The organism is Microvirga rosea, from assembly GCF_020595095.1.
Classification (GTDB): Bacteria; Pseudomonadota; Alphaproteobacteria; order Rhizobiales; family Beijerinckiaceae; genus Microvirga; species Microvirga rosea.
This window is the reverse complement of the sequence record NZ_JAJDOP010000014.1, coordinates 1-20,211: the sequence shown is the minus strand read 5'-3', so window position 1 is coordinate 20,211 and position 20,211 is coordinate 1. Positions and strand designations below refer to the sequence as shown.

At 59.1% G+C, this 20,211-nt stretch carries 23 protein-coding genes; 10 read left to right on the top strand and 13 right to left on the bottom strand.

What is annotated here, in order from left to right; translation table 11 throughout:
• Positions 1–126: 126 nt before the first annotated feature.
• Positions 127–1,335 carry an ABC transporter substrate-binding protein gene (locus LJD17_RS21110; RefSeq protein ID WP_227386178.1) on the bottom strand — a complete coding sequence of 403 codons (1,209 nt, stop codon included), beginning with the start codon at positions 1,333–1,335 and terminating at the stop codon, positions 127–129.
• 178 nt (positions 1,336–1,513) lie between these two features.
• Entirely contained in the window at positions 1,514–2,323 is an 810-nt protein-coding gene (locus tag LJD17_RS21105) for an HAD family hydrolase (protein ID WP_227386177.1), read from the bottom strand.
• Positions 2,324–2,503: 180 nt separating this feature from the next.
• On the opposite strand from LJD17_RS21105, the gene LJD17_RS21100 reads away from it, so the two are divergent.
• From LJD17_RS21100 to LJD17_RS21090, 3 genes are read left to right on the top strand one after another with little or no spacing between them, the layout of a single operon-like run.
• Positions 2,504–3,346, top strand: a complete 843-nt coding sequence (locus LJD17_RS21100; RefSeq protein WP_227386176.1) for a DeoR/GlpR family DNA-binding transcription regulator — start codon at positions 2,504–2,506, stop codon at positions 3,344–3,346.
• Positions 3,347–3,377: 31 nt separating this feature from the next.
• Entirely contained in the window at positions 3,378–4,421 is a 1,044-nt protein-coding gene (locus LJD17_RS21095; protein ID WP_227386175.1) for an aldose epimerase family protein, read from the top strand.
• 33 nt (positions 4,422–4,454) lie between these two features.
• Entirely contained in the window at positions 4,455–5,708 is a 1,254-nt protein-coding gene (locus LJD17_RS21090) for a glycerate kinase type-2 family protein (RefSeq protein ID WP_227386174.1), read from the top strand.
• A gap of 22 nt (positions 5,709–5,730) precedes the next feature.
• On the opposite strand, the gene LJD17_RS21085 is transcribed toward LJD17_RS21090, so the two are convergent.
• Positions 5,731–6,429, bottom strand: a complete 699-nt coding sequence (locus tag LJD17_RS21085; protein ID WP_227386173.1) for a sensor histidine kinase — start codon at positions 6,427–6,429, stop codon at positions 5,731–5,733.
• Positions 6,430–6,856: 427 nt separating this feature from the next.
• Between LJD17_RS21085 and LJD17_RS21080 the strand changes: the two genes are divergently transcribed.
• On the top strand, positions 6,857–7,033 hold the full coding sequence (locus LJD17_RS21080) for a CsbD family protein (protein ID WP_227386172.1): 177 nt from the start codon (positions 6,857–6,859) through the stop codon (positions 7,031–7,033).
• 46 nt (positions 7,034–7,079) lie between these two features.
• Here LJD17_RS21080 and LJD17_RS21075 read toward each other — a convergent pair whose 3' ends face one another.
• The 3 genes from LJD17_RS21075 to LJD17_RS21065 are packed head-to-tail and all read right to left on the bottom strand — an operon-like array spanning position 7,080 to position 9,094.
• Entirely contained in the window at positions 7,080–7,298 is a 219-nt protein-coding gene (locus LJD17_RS21075; RefSeq protein ID WP_227386171.1) for a sulfurtransferase TusA family protein, read from the bottom strand.
• On the bottom strand, positions 7,295–7,963 hold the full coding sequence (gene mobA / locus LJD17_RS21070; protein ID WP_227386170.1) for a molybdenum cofactor guanylyltransferase MobA: 669 nt from the start codon (positions 7,961–7,963) through the stop codon (positions 7,295–7,297). Before mobA ends, LJD17_RS21075 begins: the two co-directional genes overlap by 4 nt.
• A gap of 6 nt (positions 7,964–7,969) precedes the next feature.
• Positions 7,970–9,094 (bottom strand): Mrp/NBP35 family ATP-binding protein, encoded by a 1,125-nt coding sequence (locus LJD17_RS21065; protein WP_227386169.1) that lies wholly within the window; start codon positions 9,092–9,094, stop codon positions 7,970–7,972.
• Positions 9,095–9,331: 237 nt separating this feature from the next.
• Here LJD17_RS21065 and LJD17_RS21060 point away from each other — a divergent pair, with 237 nt between their 5' ends.
• The 4 genes from LJD17_RS21060 (at position 9,332) to LJD17_RS21045 (ending at position 12,802) form a co-directional block, all read left to right on the top strand.
• On the top strand, positions 9,332–9,838 hold the full coding sequence (locus tag LJD17_RS21060; protein WP_406600861.1) for a pyridoxamine 5'-phosphate oxidase family protein: 507 nt from the start codon (positions 9,332–9,334) through the stop codon (positions 9,836–9,838).
• 157 nt (positions 9,839–9,995) lie between these two features.
• Complete coding sequence (gene pncB / locus LJD17_RS21055; protein ID WP_227386167.1) at positions 9,996–11,288, top strand: nicotinate phosphoribosyltransferase; 1,293 nt, start codon at positions 9,996–9,998, stop codon at positions 11,286–11,288.
• A 3-nt stretch (positions 11,289–11,291) separates the two neighbouring features.
• Positions 11,292–12,056: a LamB/YcsF family protein gene (locus LJD17_RS21050; protein ID WP_227386166.1), complete on the top strand. Its 765-nt coding sequence runs from the start codon at positions 11,292–11,294 to the stop codon at positions 12,054–12,056.
• 2 nt (positions 12,057–12,058) lie between these two features.
• Positions 12,059–12,802, top strand: coding sequence for a class I SAM-dependent methyltransferase (locus LJD17_RS21045; protein WP_227386165.1), 744 nt, complete (start codon positions 12,059–12,061; stop codon positions 12,800–12,802).
• Here LJD17_RS21045 and LJD17_RS21040 read toward each other — a convergent pair.
• Genes LJD17_RS21040 through LJD17_RS21030 form a run of 3 tightly spaced genes read right to left on the bottom strand, consistent with a single transcriptional unit; the run spans position 12,797 to position 15,992 of the window.
• Positions 12,797–13,678 (bottom strand): alpha/beta fold hydrolase, encoded by an 882-nt coding sequence (locus tag LJD17_RS21040; RefSeq protein ID WP_227386164.1) that lies wholly within the window; start codon positions 13,676–13,678, stop codon positions 12,797–12,799. The genes LJD17_RS21045 and LJD17_RS21040 overlap by 6 nt on opposite strands.
• A gap of 22 nt (positions 13,679–13,700) precedes the next feature.
• Entirely contained in the window at positions 13,701–15,413 is a 1,713-nt protein-coding gene (ade, locus tag LJD17_RS21035; protein ID WP_227386163.1) for an adenine deaminase, read from the bottom strand.
• A 15-nt stretch (positions 15,414–15,428) separates the two neighbouring features.
• On the bottom strand, positions 15,429–15,992 hold the full coding sequence (locus LJD17_RS21030; protein ID WP_227386162.1) for a YcbK family protein: 564 nt from the start codon (positions 15,990–15,992) through the stop codon (positions 15,429–15,431).
• A 344-nt stretch (positions 15,993–16,336) separates the two neighbouring features.
• On the opposite strand from LJD17_RS21030, the gene LJD17_RS21025 reads away from it, so the two are divergent.
• Both LJD17_RS21025 and LJD17_RS21020 read left to right on the top strand, forming a co-directional pair.
• Entirely contained in the window at positions 16,337–16,774 is a 438-nt protein-coding gene (locus tag LJD17_RS21025; protein ID WP_227386161.1) for a DUF4112 domain-containing protein, read from the top strand.
• Between the two features lie 2 nt (positions 16,775–16,776).
• Positions 16,777–17,172, top strand: a complete 396-nt coding sequence (locus tag LJD17_RS21020; RefSeq protein ID WP_227386160.1) for a hypothetical protein — start codon at positions 16,777–16,779, stop codon at positions 17,170–17,172.
• Positions 17,173–17,193: 21 nt separating this feature from the next.
• On the opposite strand, the gene LJD17_RS21015 is transcribed toward LJD17_RS21020, so the two are convergent.
• The 4 genes from LJD17_RS21015 to LJD17_RS21000 form a co-directional block, all read right to left on the bottom strand.
• Entirely contained in the window at positions 17,194–18,012 is an 819-nt protein-coding gene (locus LJD17_RS21015) for an ABC transporter ATP-binding protein (RefSeq protein WP_227386159.1), read from the bottom strand.
• Entirely contained in the window at positions 18,005–18,730 is a 726-nt protein-coding gene (locus tag LJD17_RS21010; protein ID WP_227386158.1) for an ABC transporter permease, read from the bottom strand. Before LJD17_RS21010 ends, LJD17_RS21015 begins: the two co-directional genes overlap by 8 nt.
• Positions 18,730–19,452 carry an ABC transporter permease gene (locus tag LJD17_RS21005; RefSeq protein WP_227386157.1) on the bottom strand — a complete coding sequence of 241 codons (723 nt, stop codon included), beginning with the start codon at positions 19,450–19,452 and terminating at the stop codon, positions 18,730–18,732. The genes LJD17_RS21010 and LJD17_RS21005 overlap by 1 nt, the downstream gene beginning before the upstream one ends.
• A gap of 66 nt (positions 19,453–19,518) precedes the next feature.
• On the bottom strand, positions 19,519–20,211 hold a 693-nt coding region (locus tag LJD17_RS21000; protein WP_227386156.1), incomplete at its 5' end, for a transporter substrate-binding domain-containing protein.

Sequence of the window (20,211 nt, the reverse complement as noted above, 5' to 3'; positions counted from 1 at the left end):
CATAAGGTCGATCATTCCCCGATACTGAACATGTCGGACTTGCGGCGCCACACTATGCTTGAGGCGCCGCGGCAGTGATGATGGCTAAGTCGACGGCATCAAGCCATCATGCAGGCGCGTCCGACATCATTGCGTCAGCTGGCAGCCGCTTTCGGAAGCCTTGAGGAAGGCTTCATCGCCGGGAACCGTGGCGAGCTGCTTGTACATATCCCATTCGCTTTTGCTCTCTTCAGGCTTCTTCACCTGGAAGAGATACATGTCGTAGACCATGCGGCCGTTCGGCAGGACCTTGCCCTTCTTGGCAAAGACGTCTTCCACCGGCATTTCGTGAAGGGCCTTCGCAACTGGTTCGGTTGCGTCCGTCCCCGACTTCTGAACCGCCTTGAGGTATTGCAGCACCGAGGAATAGGTGCCGGTATGGATCATGTTCGGCATGCGGCCGGTACGATCCATGAAACGCTTGGCAAAGGTGCGATTCTCATCGCTCTGATCCCAGTACCAGCCTTCGGTGAGCGTCAGGCCGTTCGCCGCTTTCAGTCCGAGACCATGAACCTCCGCCAGGGTGAACAGGAGGGCGGCGAGGCGTTGCCCGCCCTGCGTAATGCCGAACTCCGAGGCTTGTTTGATGGCGTTGGAGGTGTCCAGCCCGGCATTCGCCAATCCGATCACGTTGGCGCCGGAGCTTTGAGCCTGAAGCAGGAACGATGAGAAATCGTTCGTGCTCAAGGGATGGCGAACCGAGCCCACCACCTGTCCGCCCTTGGCCTTCACGAACTTCGACGTCTCGTCTTCCAGGGAGTACCCGAAGGCGTAATCAGCCGTCAGGAAGAACCACTTGTTGCCACCGTTCTGGACCAGCGCTCCGCCAGTGCCTACCGCGAGGGCGTGAGTGTCATACGCCCAGTGGAAGCCGTAAGGCGAGCATTGCTTGCCGGTCAGATCCGTCGTGGCGGCGCCGGTGACGATGTTGATCTTTTTCTTTTCCTTCGAAAGGCCTTGAACCGCCAAGGCGACCGATGAAGTGGTCAGCTCCATGATCGCGTCGACCTTTTCGGTATCATACCACTGCCGGGCGATGCTTGAGGCAACGTCAGGCTTATTCTGGTGGTCCGCATTCACGATTTCGATGGAGGCACCCAAGACCTTTCCGCCAAAGTCCTCCACAGCCATGCGGGCGGCCTCGACGGAAGATTTTCCGCCAAAGTCGGCGTAAACGCCCGACTGGTCGTTCAGAATGCCGATTTTAACAACATTGTCGGAGACCTGCTGCGCAGATGCCGACTGGGCCAGCACGGTGCAGCTTAAGGCGAACAGGACTTTCTTGAGAACGCGCATGGACTTCCTTCCCTTCTGTCACGCTGCCCGGCTCTGCCGGGTCTGATTATGCTTGCATGGTGGAACCACCCGCAGCAGCGGTCAAGAAAGGTTAGAGGGAGAATCCGGCGCCGCAATGCGGCCGAGGTTCATCCTTAAGTCGCAGAAGTCCGGTGAAGTCTCGGACTGAGGCGATGCCTCACCCCTTGGTATTCGCCTTGGCCTGGAGCAAGAGTGTGGCCAACTCGGCAAATCCAAGACCAGAATGGGACTGAGTAATGTAAGCCGGCTTGTTCTTCAGCCTGTGGGCGAAAGCGCTGATGTTGGCAACGCCGACGCTCAAGGGAAAAGCTGCGAACATAGGCTCGTCGTTGGGCGAATCTCCCGCATAGATCACGCTCTTTTGCGCCTCTGCCCAGTCGATTTTGAAAACATCGGCCAAGAGCGTCCGGGCCATGCCAAGCTTGTCATAGGCGCCGAACCATCCATTGACGTGAATGGAGCTCACCTTCGCCTGGGCGCCCTCCCGCTCGAAGATCTCGACGATCCGATCGACCTCCTGCTCTGGCAGGGGAGGGACATCCTCGCAAAAATCAATGGCGAGATCGGCGACACGATAAGCTTGATCGCTGGCAAGGGCTGATCCCGGCACCGTTGCAAGGACTTCCTTTTCGATCTGATCCAGGCGAGTGCGATTTCGCCGACGCTCCTCGGGGCTTGCCCAGAAGTGATGGTGCATCCTCTTCTTGTGGCGGTCATACCGGAAGAAGAACGCGCCATTTTCTCCGACAACGGCATCCACCGGCCACATGCGTGCAATGTGATCGCACCAGCCGGCCGGTCGGCCTGTCACGGGAATAACCAGGAAGCCGGCGCGGTGCAGCGCCTCGAGTGCGGAATAGGCGGCGGCCGTAAGAATACCGTCCGACGTAATGGTATCGTCGATGTCGGATAGAACGACACGAACAGAACGGGCCTGCTCCAGAGGCAGCTCGGACAGCGGCTTCACGGGTCTTACCTTTCACGGGTCGCATGCGGAACGGAAACGCCGCACGAGGAAAATTATCCTTTATCTCATCTTGCGCTGGAGCCTATGGAACGAAAGGTGGTAAATCAAGCAGAGTTCTGTGGTATGATCCACATAATATGACCGACTTGTAACGTCGGATCTAGGCGCGGAGGTCTTTCCATGTCATTGCCCGAGGGTCGAAAAACTGCTCGGCAAAGATTGATCATCTCCGAGCTGGCGTTGAGCCCGACCGTGAGGACCTCGACCCTGGCTCAGCGGTTCGGGGTTTCCATAGAGACGATACGCAGAGACATCGAAGAACTTACGCGCCGCGGCATCGTCGACAGGACCTACGGTGGCGCATCCGGGCGCCAGCTCGGCACGCAGCCGAATTTCTCGGATCGGGACGTCGAGGCCATTCCGGAGCGTGATCAGATTGCCCGTATCGCGGCATCGCTTGTGACCCGGGGAGCCGTGGTGATGATCGACACAGGATCGACGACAGCCCGCCTCGCGCAGGTGCTGGCCGCGCGCGACGAGCCGATGACGGTCATCACCAACGGGTTGCCCATCGCGAGTGCTTTTCTCCGTACCGATCGCGTGCGTGTCGTCGTATGTCCGGGAGAGCTTTCTCCTCGGGAGCAGGGTGTCTATGGCTCGGAGACATGCGGCTTTGTTCAGAGGTTTTACGCCGATATCGCGTTCATCGGTGCAAGCGGATTGACGACCGAAGGCCCGACCGATGTCGAGATGGAGGCCTGCTGGGTTAAGCGGGCCATGCTCGAACGATCGGAGAGGCGGGTTCTCCTGATCGACTCGACGAAATTTGGACGCCGCCATCTTGAAGTCGTTTGTCCGCTGAGTTCTTTGTCCGATATCATCACCGATCAAGGGCCGGAAAAAGAAATCGCCGACAGGCTTGCAGCAACGAACGTTGTTCTTCACACCGAAGAACCCGGCTACGGAGATGGCGGCTGGAACTACAAGCTTCCATCGCAGAACGCGGATCTCAACCGGGAATGACAATCGTCAAGATAGTATTGGTAGGTCGGTCATGAGTGTCGAAAGATCCCTGTTCGGTGATATCGAGGGAAAAAGCGTCGAGGCATTTCTGCTCCAGAACGGAAGCCTTCGTGCCCGGGTCATCACATATGGCGCGATCCTGAGCGAACTTCATGTGCCGGATCGCAATGGGACTGTTCGGGACATTGTTCTGGGGTATGACGATCTGGCTTCCTACTTGCGGTATCGCGGATCCGCCGGCGCAATATGCGGTCGCTATGCAAACCGCATCGCGGATGCGCGCTTCGTGATCGATGGAGAGACCTGTCAGCTCTCACCGAACGAGCCGCCCAATCATCTGCATGGAGGGTTCAAGGGATTCAGCAAGAGAATCTGGGACGCTGAGCCTGATTCAGCAAACCATGCCGTAAAACTCGTTTTGCATCGGCCTCACGGGGATGAAGGTTATCCCGGTTCAGTCAGTGTCGGCGTCACCTATCGTCTGTCGGATGAGAGGACGCTCGATATCGAAATGGAGGCGACGACGGATCGTCCGACGGTCGTCAATCTTGCCTATCATGGCTATTGGAATCTTGCGGGCCATGGATCCGGCTCTGTCAAAGACCAGCTCCTTCAGATTGATGCGGACCATTATACGCCCGTCGGTCCTGGCAAGATCCCCACCGGAGACGTTGCGCCGGTTGCGGGCACGGCCTTTGATTTCCGCCAGGAACGGCCTATCGGAGCTGCTTTCGATGACCGTGCGCAGCTCCCTGAGGGCGGTTACGATCATAATTTCTGCCTTAACGGCGCGGATGGGGCGCTGCGCCGCGCAGCCAGAGCCTTTGACCGCGTCTCGGGAAGAGCACTGGAGATCTGGACCAATCAGCCTGGTGTCCAACTTTATACGGCGAACCACTTTGAAGCGATGCCAGCTGTCGGAAAGGGCGGGGCTCCTTATGGAAAGCACGCCGGATTCGCTCTTGAGACCCAGAATTTTCCCAATGCGCCGAACGTGCCGCATTTTCCTTCGGCCTTCCTTTATCCTGGTGAGATCTATCGCCACGTGATGCGCATCCCGCTCTTTCTGGTCTAAGGTCGGAAGCCTTGATGAGGTGAGAGCTTGCGCATGCTGAGTGACGCCGAAATACTCCATACGTTGTTCGATGCCGCTCTGCGGGCCGCCCTGCCTGACGGCAAGTTCGCCGGGAGGCTTCCCGAAAGGCCGAAGGGACGAACCATTGTCTTGGGCGCCGGTAAGGCGTCGGCTCGAATGGCCGCTGCGTTCGAGGAAGCTTGGAGTAGCGTCGGCGGATCCTGCGAGGGGCTTGTGGTCACACGTTATGGTCATGGCGTGCGGACCCGCTCGGTTGAAATCGTCGAAGCCGCTCATCCTGTGCCTGACCAAGCTGGGCTCGATGCTGCCGGACGCATCCTGTCGCTTGCTCAGGCCGCAGGGCCGGACGATCTCGTCATTTGCCTGATCTCCGGAGGCGCGTCAGCGCTGCTGTCGCTTCCTGCGGACGGAATAAGCCTGGGCGACAAGCAGGATATCAACCGTGCGCTCCTGCGGTCAGGCGCTCCGATCGGAGAAATGAACCAGGTTCGAAAAGCCCTGTCGGCCATCAAGGGAGGTCGTCTGGCTGCCGCGGCAAGTCCGGCCCCCGTTGTCACCTACCTGATATCGGATGTTCCTGGAGATGATCCCGGCAGTATCGGCTCGGGGCCGACGGTCCCTGAAAGGGGCGACCCGGAGGCCGCGTTGTCGATCCTACGGCGCTATTCCATCGATGTGCCGGAGCGGGTGGCAAACGCAATCCGCGCCAATGTGACGGCTCTCGAAACAACAAGGGGCGTCGTTCATATGTTGGCGACACCCAAGATGTCTCTCGATGCAGCGGCTGCACGAGCCCGTGAACTGCATCTGGCGCCTCTGATCCTTGGCGATGCGATCGAAGGAGAGGCAAGAGAGGTCGGCAGAGTAATGGCCGGTATGGCCCGATCCGTTGTCGAGCATGGAGAGCCTCTCCCTCCGCCATGTGTCTTGCTGTCGGGAGGCGAAACGACTGTCACTCTGCGCGGTGAAGGCCGGGGAGGGCGCAATGCGGAGTTTCTGCTGTCGCTGGCGATTTCCTTGAAGGGCGAGGCAAAGGTCTCCGCCATGGCGTGCGATACGGACGGTATCGATGGCTCGGAAGACAATGCCGGAGCCTGGTTCGACCCGAGCTTTGTGAAAAGCGCTCATGACAAAGGGATCGATCTCGAGGCACATCTCTCAAGAAACGATGCGTATTCGGCTTTTTCCGCCATGGACAGATTGGTCGTCACAGGGCCGACGCTGACCAATGTCAACGACTTTCGGTGTATTCTGGTCCGGCCCTGATCGGGAACAATCGGCAATCAGGTCAGGTACCGCTTCCTTCGTTGAGACCTTGCCCCCGTGGCAGGACCATCGTGATGGTCGTCCCCTGTCCTTCGGCGCTCTCGATCCGGATGGTGCCTCCGTGCAGTTGGAGGATATGCCAGACAAGACTTAACCCGAGTCCTGTTCCGGGCATGTGCTTCGCATTGCGGGCGCGGAAAAAAGGCTGCATCAGGAATGGTAAATCCCGTTCCGGCACGCCAATGCCTTCATCCTCGATACGAATGCTCACTTCTTTCTCGTCGCCACTTCCGACAATGGAAATAGGATGATCGAGAGACGAGTACTTCATCGCGTTCGAGAGAAGAATGATCAGGGCCTGCTCAAGCAGCACAGGGTCCCCGATAAAAAGCTCGGGCAGCTCCTCGGTCGCCAGGCGAAACGTCCGGTTCGGCTGCTGTTGCCTCTGCTCGTTGCAGATCCGAAGGACGGCGGATTTCAGATTGAACGGCCGAGGAGTGGGCGTAATGGCGCCGGCGTTCGCCCGTGTATAGGACATGATCGTTTCGATCAGCTCATGAAGCCGGCGGCTTGCCTGCCAAATCTTCTCTCCCTTTTCTCGAACCTCCTGCGGGTTGAGTCTCTCCGAGCGGCGCACAAGACCTTGTGCGAGCGCGGAAATCGTGGAGAGGGGCGTCACCAGCTGGTGCGCGAGCAGGGCCAGACGATCAAGATGCCTCACGGCATCGTTGCCGTTCTGGTAGGCAGACGCACTTGGCCTTTTGGAAGGTATCCGATGGTCCGGCACAAAGGAACTCTTTGGGAATTTAAAGATATAACGTTATAGTCGCCAGATGGTTCAATTCCATCAATTTCAAGAAGTGCTTGGCCGACTTTTTAGGTCTTCGTTGTGACGAGGGACCCATTTTCAGCATTGTCGGCCTGCTACCTGAGAAGCTTGGCTATGTCGCCCCCTGAACGGGGAGGATTTGCAAAGATTTCCTTCGGACCACAATGTATAGGCGAGAAGCAAAGGGAGGGCTCTACTGCAGGTAACACCGTCTGTTGTGAAATTATCCAATGATCCAGCACGGCTATAATGTCGGGTGTCTGGAAACCTTACCAATCGATGGGCGTTCACAACCACGTACAGCAAACGGAGTTGAACGATGGATAAGGATCGCATTGAAGGCAGCGCCAAGAGTGTCAAGGGCAGCCTCAAGGAAGGCCTCGGGAAGGCCGTGGGCGATACCAAGCTCGAGACCGAAGGCAAAATGGACAAGGCCGAGGGCAAGATTCAGAACTCGGTCGGCGGCCTGAAGGATTCCCTTCGGAACAAAGACTGATTGAAGACGAATGGCCCGGCCAAGAGCCGGGCCAATCCTTTGAACGTCAGGCCTTGCGGATCACAAACACGGACCGGTTCTCGTCGCTCTCCTGCTCCTCCAGAGTATCGCCCGTTTCCCGGACCAGATTAGGCAGGTCAATGGACGCCAGAGGATCTGTGCATGTGACTTTGAGGCGAGACCCTGAAGCCAACTGCTGAAGGACTTTTCTCGTCCGCAGAACAGGCAAAGGGCATTTCAAGCCGGAAAGGTCCAGTTCCTTCATAAGGTGTTGTCTTTCCCATCAGTGTCCTGGCGTGGGCGTTCCCGTGCCAAAAAAGCTCGTGCCGTAAGCAGGTCCTCAGGCGTATTCACGTTGAAAAACGGATCGATGGGCGTGTCGGCCCAGGACGCCTCGGCAACATCATACTTTTCGGTCCATTGTCGGATGCTGCGCAGGTGCTCATGCTCCAGGGCATGGCAGAGATCGGTTTTGAGCTTCACGGGCCAAAGCCCGATTGCATGATGATTACGGCCCGCCGACTCCGCTCTCACCAGGGTGCTCCCGGCCCGTAGCCGAGCCTCATGGAGACGCATGACGAGGTTGCTCGGGATAAACGGGGTATCGGCCGGAACACTGACAATCCAGTCTATGTCTGGCCTGTGAAGGGCCGTCCACTCGAGTCCTGAGAGAATCCCCGCGAGTGGGCCAAGATAACCCGGCAAGGTGTCTGAGATCACACAAGGCTTGAACGGCGCGAAGCGACCGGGGTCCCCATTGGCATTCAAAACCAAAGCGTCACATTGCGGAGCAAGTCGCCGGATGACATGGCTGAGAAGAGGGTCTCCGTCCAGCAGCAACAGGCTCTTGTCATTTCCTCCCATCCGCAAGGAGCGGCCGCCAGCGAGAATAAGCCCAGTGACGCGCGGATGAGAGAATTGCCGAGCCATTCCGGCTCACTCGATGATGATGCGTGGCGGAGAACGCTTATCGACGCCGCTCGTGAGGACATCCGCGACCTGACGGGCCATATTCTTATAGATGGCCGCGTTGGCGCTGTCCGGATCGACGGCCACCACGGGGCGGCCTGCATCGGACAACTCCCGAATTGACATCGTCAGCGGGACCTCACCCAGGAAGGGTACACCGAGGCGCTCTGCCTCCATGCGCGCTCCTCCATGCCCGAAGATGTGAGAGGTTTGTCCGCAATGTGGGCACACGAAGGTTGCCATGTTCTCGATAATGCCCAGGATCGGGACCTCGACGCGTTTGAACATGGAAACCCCTCGCCGTGCGTCGATCAACGCCAGATCCTGAGGGGTCGACACGATGATGGCTCCAGCCAGGGGGGTTGCCTGAGCCATCGTAAGCTGGGCGTCGCCCGTTCCGGGAGGCATGTCCACCACGAGCACATCGAGTTCACCCCATGCCACTTCCCGCAGCATTTGCGTGATGGCCGACATCACCATCGGTCCGCGCCAAATCATGGCGGCTTCTTCCTCGACGAGGAAGCCGATGGACATGACCTTCAGGCCATAGGCCGTCATGGGCTCGAGAACGCGATTTTCGAGCACTTGGGGCTTGCCGCTGATCCCAAGAAGCTTGGGCATGGAGGGGCCGTAGATATCCGCATCGAGAAGGCCTGTTTTAAGGCCGAGGCTTTGGAGGGCCAAAGCAAGATTGCAGGCTGTCGTGGACTTGCCGACACCTCCTTTGCCCGAGGCGACGGCGATCACGTGTCTGACGCCCGGAATTCGTTGCCCTCTGGTCTGGGCGCCGGTTGCGGGACGTTGCTGTCCCGTTGGCGCGGTGCGGGGCGCCGCGGTTGCCGGTCGTTCCGCCGTCAGCGTGGCAAAAACGCCCTTGACCCCTGGCAGTCCCTGAACCGCGTTCTGCGCCGCCTGGCGTACTCGCTCGAGGGCCGGAGCCTCTGAAGGCTCGACGAAAATCGAGAACATCACCCTTGAGGCTTCGTCGATCACGATATCCGAAAGCCGTCCGGAGGCCACCAGGTTGGTCCCAATCGCATCGACAGGTACGGTCGCGAGAATCCTCAGCACATCTTCCCGGGTGATTGCCACGATTGAGTCTCCTTTGTCGGACCTTGTGTGACGGTTCTGGCCACCATGTAAAGTGTCAATAGAGGCTCTTGAAGGCTGTGCCGTTGTTAAGCTGGGCCGAACCAAAGCCCACCTTGTCCGTTGTCCCCGCAGCCCCTTGACGGGCGGATCCTTCATGCCTCGCACAGCGCCGAATGCGCCACCTGCGTGTCACTGGCTTGAGATCCGATGATTGACCACAAGATCGAGGACATAACGATGCATCAGCACGGCCATGACGACCCCCATGCCCAGAAGCTCTATGGAATGATCAAGGATATGAAGATAGCCATGATGACCACCGTCGATACGGATGGCGCGCTTCACAGCCGGCCTATGTACAGCCAGGAGGCGGATGAGAACGGCGATCTGTGGTTCTTCACCAAGGTCCAGTCGCCGAAGATGACGGAGATCTCGCGCGATAGCGAAGTCAATCTCGCCTATGCGAACCCGGAAAAACAGAACTACGTTTCAGTGTCCGGCAAAGCCGAAATCGTCAGGGACAAGGCCACGATCGAACAAAAGTGGTCCGAAGGACTGCGCGCGTGGTTTCCCGACGGAAAGGATGACCCATCCATCGCGCTTGTGCGTGTACATCCGGCCAAGGGTGAATACTGGGACAGCCCTTCGTCGACGATCGTTCATCTCTACGGATACGCGAAGGCGGCCATTACCGGCACTCCTCCGACGGATATCGGCGAGCAGGAGAAGGTCAATCTCCGCTGATCCATCGCGGACTATTGTGCAAAACAGGGCCTTTCGGGCCCTGTTTTCCGGCCCGCGCGCCGGGTTATCCTTAGCCGACATTCGATCCTGCCGACCCTTTCATCCAAGGTCCGCCTTCGCTATTGTCCTGGCTTCCTGAAGCCGCAAGGAGCAGGCGATGGTCGACATCGCGACAAGGGTCTATAATCACACGTGGAAAATCGACCCGATCGTTCGATCCGTTCTCGATACGGATTTCTATAAATTATTGATGGCCCAGACGATTTTCCGCCGCCATCGAGACGTCCAAGTCACCTTCGGCATTCAAAACCGCACCACCCGGATCCGGCTGGCGGACATCATCGACATGGGGGAGCTTCGCGAGCAGCTCGATCATGTTCGGTCCTTGTCTTTGACCAGGGGCGAGTCGACTTGGCTTCGCGGTAATACGTTCTATGGCAAACGGCAGATGTTCTCGCCGGAATTCATGGATTGGCTGGAGACTTTCCGCTTCCCGGAATACCTGTTGGAGAAGGAAGATGGGCAGTACGTCCTCACCTTCCACGGGCCCTGGATCGAGACCACCATGTGGGAGATCCCGGCACTGGCAATTCTGAACGAATTGCGTTCCCGTGGGGTCCTCAAGGGAATGGGCAAGTTCGAGCTCCAAGTCCTCTATGCTCGCGCCATGACCCGCGTGTGGGAGAAAATCCAGCAGCTCAAAACGCTGCCCGAACTCTCGGTGACCGATTTCGGAACTCGCCGCAGGCACGGCTTTCTGTGGCAGGACTGGTGCGTGCAGGCCATGATCGAAGGGCTGGGTCCAGCTTTCCTCGGCACCTCGAATTGTCTGATCGCCATGCGGCGCGAGGTGGAGGCCGTGGGAACCAACGCCCATGAGCTTCCCATGGTTTATACCGCACTCGCGGACAACGATCAGGATATGGCGATGGCGCCGTACCGGGTTTTGGCCGACTGGCAGAGCGACTACGAGGGGAACCTGCGCATTATTCTGCCGGATACCTACGGCACTACGAATTTTCTCAACAACGCACCGAGTTGGGTCGCAGCATGGACGGGTATCCGCGTCGACTCAAAAGACCCTATCGAGGGCGGCGAGGAAGCAATCGCCTGGTGGTTGGAGCGCGGCCAGAACCCGAAGGACAAGCTCGCGATTTTCTCGGATGGTCTCGATGTCGACGTGATCAAGCATATCCATCAGCACTTCCTTGGGCGCATGCGCATCGGTTACGGTTGGGGCACCCTGCTGACCAATGATTTCCGCGGGTTTGTTCCGGAAGGCGGTCTCGATCCGATCTCGATCGTTTGCAAGGTCATATCGGCCAATGGCCGCCCGACGGTGAAGCTCTCCGACAATCCCACCAAAGCCATGGGCCCCAAAGCGGAAGTCGAGCATTACAAGCGTGTCTTCAATGTTGGCGCGCAGCACGCAAAGCCAGTCCTGGTGTAGGCTATGAAAGTTGATCTCAATTGCGACATGGGTGAGGGCTTTGGACCCTGGCCCATGGGTGACGACGACGCGATGCTCGATATCGTGTCATCTGCCAACATCGCCTGCGGCTTTCACGCCGGCGATCCCGGAACGATGTTTCGGACCGCGGAAACGGCAAAGCGCAAAGGGGTCGCAATCGGCGCCCACCCGGGATTCAACGATCTCCAAGGCTTTGGCCGCCGTGTCATCAAAGGCGACAGTCCCGCGGATATCGAACGCATGATCGCCTACCAGATCGGCGCCATGCAGGCCGTCGCTTCAGTGGCGGGGCATCGGGTCTCATATGTGAAGGTTCACGGTTCTCTGAATAACATGGCGAATGAGGACGAAGACCTTGCACTCGCCATTGCCCGGGCCATCAAGGCTGTCGATGCGAGACTTGTGAATGTCTGCATGCCGGGCCTTCTCATGGAGAGTGCTTCGGAAAAGCTTGGTATCCCGGTCGCCAGAGAGTTTTTCGCCGATCGGACTTATGAGGACAACGGCACTCTCACGAGCCGGAAGAAGCCGGGATCCGTCCTGCACGACGCGCAGGCGGCGGCGGAGCGTGTCCTGCAAACTCTGCAGGACGGAGCCGTCACGACCGTGTCCGGGAGAAAGCTCCCCATCACGGTCGATACGATTTGCGTTCACGGCGATGAGCCGAGCGCGGTTGCCATGGCTCGCACGGTCCGTTCTGTCCTTGAAACAAACGGCATCTTGATCGCGCCGTTCACGACATCCTGATCATGACATTCAAAGACCATTTCTCTGCGCGCTCTTCCGACTACGCCGCCTACCGGCCGACTTATCCGGCAGCGCTCGTCGATTATCTGGCTGGGCTTTGCCGAACGACCGATACCGTACTCGATGTCGGGTGTGGCACGGGCCAGCTCTCGGTCCTTCTCGCGGAGAGGTTCGGCTCGGTTATCGCAACGGATGCAAGCAGGAAGCAGATTGAAAGCGCGGTACAGCACGACCGGGTTTCCTATCGTGTCGCCCCGGCCGAACAGAGCGGCCTTCCAAGCCAGTCCGTCGATCTCATCACCGTGGCGCAGGCCGCTCACTGGTTTGATCTTCCGGCCTTCTATAAGGAGGCGCGCCGCGTCGGCAAGCCGGGCGCTATCCTGGCCCTGATTACCTATGGGGTGATTGAAGCAGACTCTGAGATCGATCCTGTCATCCGGCGCTTTTACAAGGATGTGATCGGACCATATTGGCCGCCGGAGCGCCGGCATGTCGAGGAAGGCTACCGCAGCTTCGACTTTCCCTTCGAGGAGCTTTCGACACCGGCAATGGCCATCACCGTTGAATGGCGTGCCGATGATTTGATCGGCTACGCCGATACATGGTCTGCCGTGCGAGAGGCAGAAAGGGTGCTTGGGCGACAACCCATCGAGCAATTCGCGTCGGACCTGCGGAGTGCATGGGGAAGTCCCGATCGCCGCCGCGAGATCCGTTTCCCTCTCTCGTTTCGGATCGGGAGATTATAGGCTCCGCTCATTCCGTGCCCGTGAGAGAAAAGCCTCAAGGGCAGCGAGAGTTTCTTCCGGAGCTTCCTCTGCGAGATAGTGCCCGCAATCGATGCTGTGACCTTCAACATGATCGGCCCAGTCTCGCCAAACCTCGAGCACGTCGTACCACCGGTCCAGGCCGTTCTTTTTTCCCCAAAGCGCCTGCACGGGACATTGGATCCGGCGACCTGATTTCCTGTCTTCCTGGTCGAGGCGCGTGTCGATCGTGGCGCCGGCCCGATAATCCTCGCACATGGCATGAATGGTGTTCGGGTCCGTGAAGCAGCGGCGGTACTCGGCGAGAGCCCTTTCATCGAACATGCCGCGGCCCCTGCGAAGATAGAAGGCTTCAGGATCGCCGGCGATCAGCCTTTCTGGAAGATCATAGGGTTGCGCAAGAAAGAACCAGTGCCAATAACCCATGGCGAAAGCCATGTCCGTACGCTCAAAATGCTCGGCTGTCGGAATGATGTCGAGTACGGACAAGGCGGCAATGCGTTGGGGATGGTCGAGGGCCATTCGGTAGGCGCATCGGCCGCCGCGATCATGTCCTACAACGGCAAAGCGCTCAAAGCCGAGGATCTGCATGACCTCCACAAGATCCCGCGCCATCGCGCGTTTGGAATACGGCTCGTGGTCAGGCGTCGTGAGCGGCTTCGAGCTATCGCCGTATCCGCGAAGATCGGCACAAACGACCGTGTAATTCTCCGCGAGGCGCGGCGCCACGAGATGCCACATCACATGTGTCTGCGGGTGTCCGTGAAGGAGCAGGACAGGCGGACCCTCGCCACCGTAGCGGAGGTTGATGACTGCTTCGGTCGTCGTGATCTGACGATGTGTAAAACCTTCGAGCATTGTGCCTGATCCTTGTCGCATTTCAGGAGACAAGCGCCATTCGGTCGACATCGACCATGCCGAAGTCGGTGATCTTCAGATGGGGAATGACCGGAAGAGGCAGGAAGGCGACCTGCAGGAAAGGTTCCGGGAGCGTCACGCCAAGATCTTTCGCGGCATGCCTGAGAGGATACAGGGCATCGCGAACGTCCTCGTAGGGGCGGTCGCTCATCAGGCCAGCAATGGGCAGAGCGAGTTCTGCGCGGACAATGCCGTCCGACACGACGACAAACCCGCCCTCGATGTCACGCAGTCGATTGACCGCGACGGCCATATCGGCGTCGCTGGCACCGACGACGCAGATGTTGTGACTGTCATGTCCGACGGAGGAAGCGATGGCGCCTCGCTTGAGACCGAACCCCTTCACAAATCCGAGGCCGATATTCCGATTGACGCCGTGGCGGGCGACAACCGCGACTTTCACGATATCCTGCCCCAGATCCACTTCCATCAACCCATTGCGATGGGGAAGAGCGGCCCTATGGCTTTCGGTTATGATTTTTCCCGGAATGACACCGATGATGTGAGGGTCGTCCGCAGAGACAGGGATACGAAAGGCGTCAGCGCCTATCGTCTCGATCTTGACGCTGCCGCGCCCGATCGGCTCCACGAAACTCCTGCTTCTGAAGAGTTCGTCATTCACCAGGCGACCGCCGCTGATCACATCGGATACGGCGCAGGCCTCCAGATCATCCAGAAGAACAATATCTGCGCGTTTTCCAGGGGCGATCATCCCCCGATCTCCGAGACCGAATGCCTGGGCCGCGGTGAGAGAAGCGGCGCGATAGGCGGCAAGAGGTTCACATCCCAATCCGATCAACGTTCGGATCATATAGTCGAGATGACCTTCCTCCGCGATGTCGAGAGGGTTTCTGTCATCCGTACAAAGGGCGAGGAAAGGCGAGGTCTGGACGCTGAGCACGGGGGCCAGCGCATGCAGATCCTTGGAGACCGATCCTTCCCGAATGAGAATAGTCATTCCTTTACGGATCTTCTCCAGGGCTTCCGCGGCTGTCGTCGTTTCATGGTCGGTGCGGATGCCCGCGGAGAGATAACCGTTGAGATCGAGGCCGCGAAGAAGAGGGGCGTGCCCGTCGATATGGCCATCGGCGAAAGCTGTGATCTTTTCAAGGCAAGCAGGATCGGCAGCGATCACTCCGGGGAAATTCATGAACTCTGCAAGGCCGATCACCTTGGGGTGATGGCGGTAACGGACAAGATCCGGTGCTTCGATGCGTGCTCCGGACGTTTCGAGGTGCGTTGCCGGAACGCAGCTCGAGAGCTGCACGCGAAGATCCATGATCATCCGTTCCGAGCAGGCGAGAAAGTAATCGAAGGCCGCTGTGCCGAGAACATTCGCCATTTCATGGGGATCGCAGATTGCGGTCGTGACCCCATGAGGAAGAACACAGCGGTCGAACTCCAGAGGCGTGACGAGAGACGATTCCACATGGAGATGCGTATCAATGAATCCGGGAACCGCGATGCGCCCGCGACCATCGATGGTGCGGGCGCTTCGATAATGTCCATAGGTGCCGACAATCATATCGCCGCAGATGGCGATATCGGTCTGCGTGAGCGCGCCGGTCACGAGGTCGAGCAGGCGTACGTCGGTAATGACGAGATCTGCAGCAGCCTTTCCACGTCCCTGAGCGATCCGGGTTGCGATGAGATGCGCATCGGGCTGCCTTGCCATTCTACCTTCGAGCTCCTACCAACTTCGGCGCGTTCCATTGTCGATGTGGATGATGCCGTTCCGGTAGATCTTAAGACCCCCCACGTCGGGACGCGAGCGTAAATATGCCATCACCCCTCGGCTCCGGCCATGAACGCGAAAATCGACGGCACGGCATGCAAGGTGGAGGGAATGTTGAGCTCCTCCCGCACGTCTGTTGCGTCCGGAACTCCTGTGCGTGGACTCGACGCTGATCTCCCCGAACCGCGCCGATAGGTCCGCCACGACATTCCGTAAGGTTGAAGGGAGGCAACCGGTCGGAGCGCCTTTTCGCAGCACGATATCACCGATGTTGACGGAGCGGCTGAACGGCGAGATCGTTTCCAGTTTGGTGCCCCCGTTGGGCAGGCTTCCGGTCGCGGCAGGATCCTTCATTCGTTCGGGGGGCGGGAGACTTGCATATTGAGGATCTGGGAAGGTCGTGCCCTCGCTCTCGGCACGGGCGGCTGAAACACCCCCTCCAACAAGCAAGGTTCCAACCAGACAACCGGCACGGAAAAGCCCCTGGAACGACAGGGCTCCTTGACGACTGGTGCTCATAGGGTCCTCCCTATGTACGCCCCCGTTATGCGCAGACCGTAAGCGACCGTCAGCCGCATCGCTGCGTCTGTTTCAAGACATTGAGCATGTAACGGCTAAGTTGCCGCTGCCAGGGAAGCAAGCTAAGGTTGAAATTGAGCGTGGCAAGTCAGCAGATTGGAATATTGTCTGAACTACGCCCAAGGGGAACGAACATAATCCTCCTCTAATGCAATCGAGATCTGAAACTATCCTTTGTAGAACCGAAACTATATTTCGATTGTCCTCCCATCTTGTAGCCCGAAGCCGGAATACACACATCAACGTGCGTGAACCTGCCTATCGGGCAGACAGGAGAAAGAAGGATGAACGCTGCTCGCAGCGCTTTTTTTGAGGCCGTGAAGACCGCTGGTCCTACCCGTGAGGACGCGATTGCGCGCGTCACCATGGTGGCGAAGGTCATGGACAGCGCTTTCCTGATTCCCGGCCTCAATCGTCGCGTCGGCCTCGATGCGGTGATCGGCCTGGTGCCTGGGGTCGGGGATGCCATTTCGGCGGCCTTGGCGAGCTACATCGTCTGGGAGGCTCATCAGCTCGGCCTGCCACGGTGGAAGATCGCGCGCATGCTCGGCAACGTTGCGTTGGATACGGCTCTCGGAGCGATCCCGCTGGCCGGCGACGTGTTCGACGTTTTCTTCAAGGCGAACCAGCGGAACCTGCGGATCATCCATGAGCACCTCGGGATCGCCAAGCGCGGTCCTCGCGAGATCGACGGGACTGCAACCCGCATGGGTGAGCGTTGACGATGAAGCGATTTGTCTGGCTGGTTGCCTTCGTTCTGGTCGGTCTCTGGTCTCTCCTGGCGTGGGGCGCCTATGGCCTTATCGACCTCTTCGGGAGCACGGCGGCGCGCCATGCGGATGTGGTCACCAATCACCCTGAGACCGTCGAGTGGCTGTCGTGGGGCCTGGGATCACTCAGAAATCTCGGCCTTGCCGCCGTTGTGCTGATTTGGGGTCTCGTCACGGTCCTGATCCTGACCGTGCCTGCCACCGTCAGCTTCGTTCTTGGAAAGGCGTTCCGACCTGTCGAGCCCATGGACTGGGGCGGCGCTTACCCGCGTCCAGGCTATAGGGACGTCACGCCCGGGGATGTGACGCCTCCTTCCACGGAAAGGCCCTATCAAATCGAGCGGCGCTGATCGGACCGGCTTTTCGCCCGATCAGCGATGGCTGGAAATGAATTGCTTGAAGCGTTCCGATTTCGGTGCGCCGAACACTTCTGCGGGCGTTCCCTGCTCCTCCACCATGCCCTGATGGAGGAATATGACGCGGTTCGATACGTCCCGCGCAAAGCCCATCTCGTGGGTCACCACAAGCATGGTCCGGCCTTCCTCCGCAAGCGAGCGCATCACACGCAGAACCTCACCGACCAGCTCGGGGTCGAGAGCCGAGGTCGGCTCGTCGAACAGCATGACCTGCGGGCGCATGGCGAGCGCACGGGCGATGGCGGCGCGTTGCTGCTGTCCGCCGGACAGGTGGGACGGATACTGGTTCCGCTTGTCGAAGATGCCTACTTTTTCAAGCAGGGCCTCGGCTTCCGCAATGCACTCGCTCTTGGGCCGCTTCTGGACATGAACCGGGGCTTCGATCACGTTCTCGAGGATCGTCATATGGGACCAGAGATTGAAGCTCTGGAACACCATCGCGACCCGTGAGCGGATACGGTCGACCTGGGATTGGTCGGCGGGCTCCATGCCGCGCCGTGTCGGCTTGAGGCGAATGGCCTCTCCGCTGATCTTGATTTCTCCGGAGTCGGGAACCTCCAGCATGTTGATGCAGCGAAGCATCGTGGACTTGCCTGAGCCGGAAGCGCCGAGGATCGAAATCACATCGCCTTCCCGAGCCTCCAAAGACACCCCCTTTAAAACCTCAAGCGCCCCAAAGCTCTTGCGCAGATCTTGAACGGAAACTGCCGGGGTGGAGGACACGGGCGAAACTCCCTGGGATACTGAAACGGACGAGAAGGCCGCATTAGACATGAGCTGCCTCCAGTTTTGGCTCGATGGCAGGAGGACGCCGCAGGTGAGGAGACAGCCACCACTCGACGGCCATGATGATGCGCGTAATCACGAAGTTGAGCACCAGGTAGATCGCACCGGCGACGATAAACACTTCGACGGCCCGGAACGTCTGCGAGATGAGTTTGGCGGCAAGGCCGGTGATCTCCATCATCGTGATGATGGAAGCCAGCGACGTCGCCTTGACCATGAGAATGATCTCGCTGCCATAGGCGGGGAGCGCTTGCCGGAGCGCGATGGGAAAGATGATCCTGCGGAACAACAGGAAGCCGGACATTCCGCACGCGCGGGCCGCCTCGACCTGTTGGTGCGGAACGGCTTGAAGTCCGCCGCGGAAGATCTCGCTGGCATAGGCCGCCGTGTTTAGCGTGAGAGCGAGAACCGCGCACCAGTAAGGTTCGCGGAAAAAGCTCCAAAGACCCCATTCCTGAAGCACCGGACGAAACTGTCCAAGCCCGTAATAGATCAGGAAGATCTGCACCAGAAGGGGCGTGCCGCGAAACACGAAGACGTAGGTTCGGGCAATGCCGTCGAGAACACGGACGTTGGACATGCGCATCAGCGCCAGGAGCATGGCAAACACGGCGCCGAAGGCAACGGACGTGAAGGCAAGATTGAGCGTCAGCGGAACGCCGGTCATGAGTTGCAGGAACGTGTCCCGCATGAAGGCGAAATCCATCAGGAAGCCCTCCGCATGCCGCGCATGGAGTGGGTTTCCGCCCGCTGAAACAGATAGGTGGAGACCCACGTGATGGCGAGGTAAAGCACCGCTGCCGTGATGTAGAAGTCGAACGGGCGGCGGGTGGAGCCTGCCGCGATGTGGGACTGGCGCAGCAGCTCCACGAGACCGGTTACCGAAATCAGCGCCGATTCCTTGAGAACCAGCTGCCACGTGTTGCCGAGACCGGGGATGGCATAGCGCAGAACCTGCGGCGCGATAATGCGCCGGAACATCAGCCAGCGATGCATGCCGACGGACCGCGCGGCCTCGATCTCGCCGCGGCCGACAACCTGATAGGCCCCGCGAAATACTTCCGCCTGATAGGCGCCCGAGACGATGCCGATCGCCAATGCGCCCGTGACGAACGCCGGGACACCGATGAAGCCCTCGGCTCCGAACAGGCTGCCGATGGCGCTCAATGCCGCGCTGCCGCCGAAATAGAAAAGGTAGATGACGAGAAGATCAGGAATGCCGCGAAGAATGGTGGTGTAGCCGTCGGCAAGGCTGCGAGCCGCCACATTGCGCGAGAGCTTGGCCCAGGCGACCAGAGTTCCGACAACGGATCCCGCCAGAAAGCCGCACAAGGCAACCGCCAAGGTCATGCCCGTGGCAATCAGAAGAGACCACCCCCAACCATTGGGGCCAAACCCAATAAGCTCGAAATAGCTGACTTGCTGCACGCTTGATCGTTCCTGTTGTGCGTCACCCTCGGGAGGGTGACGCTATGCGACAATGATGAGGCGCAATCAGCTTTGCGGCGTCATGTCGACCTTGAACCACTTCTCGGTCAACTTCTTGACCGTCCCGTCCGCAATAGCCGACTGGATGGCCGCATCGAAGCCGTTCTTTAGTTCCGTATCGCCTTTGCGCAAGCCGACAGCGACGCCGCGACCGAGAACTCCGCCTGATACGCCGGCGCCCGCCATCAGCATGTTCTTGAATTCCGGCTGATCGAGGGTCGCCTTCATGGAGGACTGAGCGGCGAAGATCGCATCGACGCGGCCCGCGGCCAGATCGAGGTCGTGCTGTTCGGTGGTCTTGTATTCACGGATCTCGATCACGTCCTTGAGGTATTTTTCAAGGAACTGAGAATTCACGGTCGAGCCTTGAACGCCCACCGTCTTGCCCTTCAGCACGGTCTTCCAGGAGTCGATGACCTTTTGGGCGCCGTCGGGATTCTTGTCGAGGTTCAGGCGCTCGCCGGTGCCTTCGAGCTTGGCGAGAGGGGAGTCCTTCGTGGTGGCGAAGCCGTGGAGGCCGGAGGCGTAGGGACGGGAGAAATCAATGGCCTCGAGGCGCTTGTCGGTGATGTTCATGCCGGCCATGATGGCATCGTACTTCTTGGCGTTGAGCGCCGGAATGATGCCGTCCCAATCCTGCGCCACGATCTCGCACTTCACCTTCATGCGCGCGCACAGATCATTGGCCAGATCGATCTC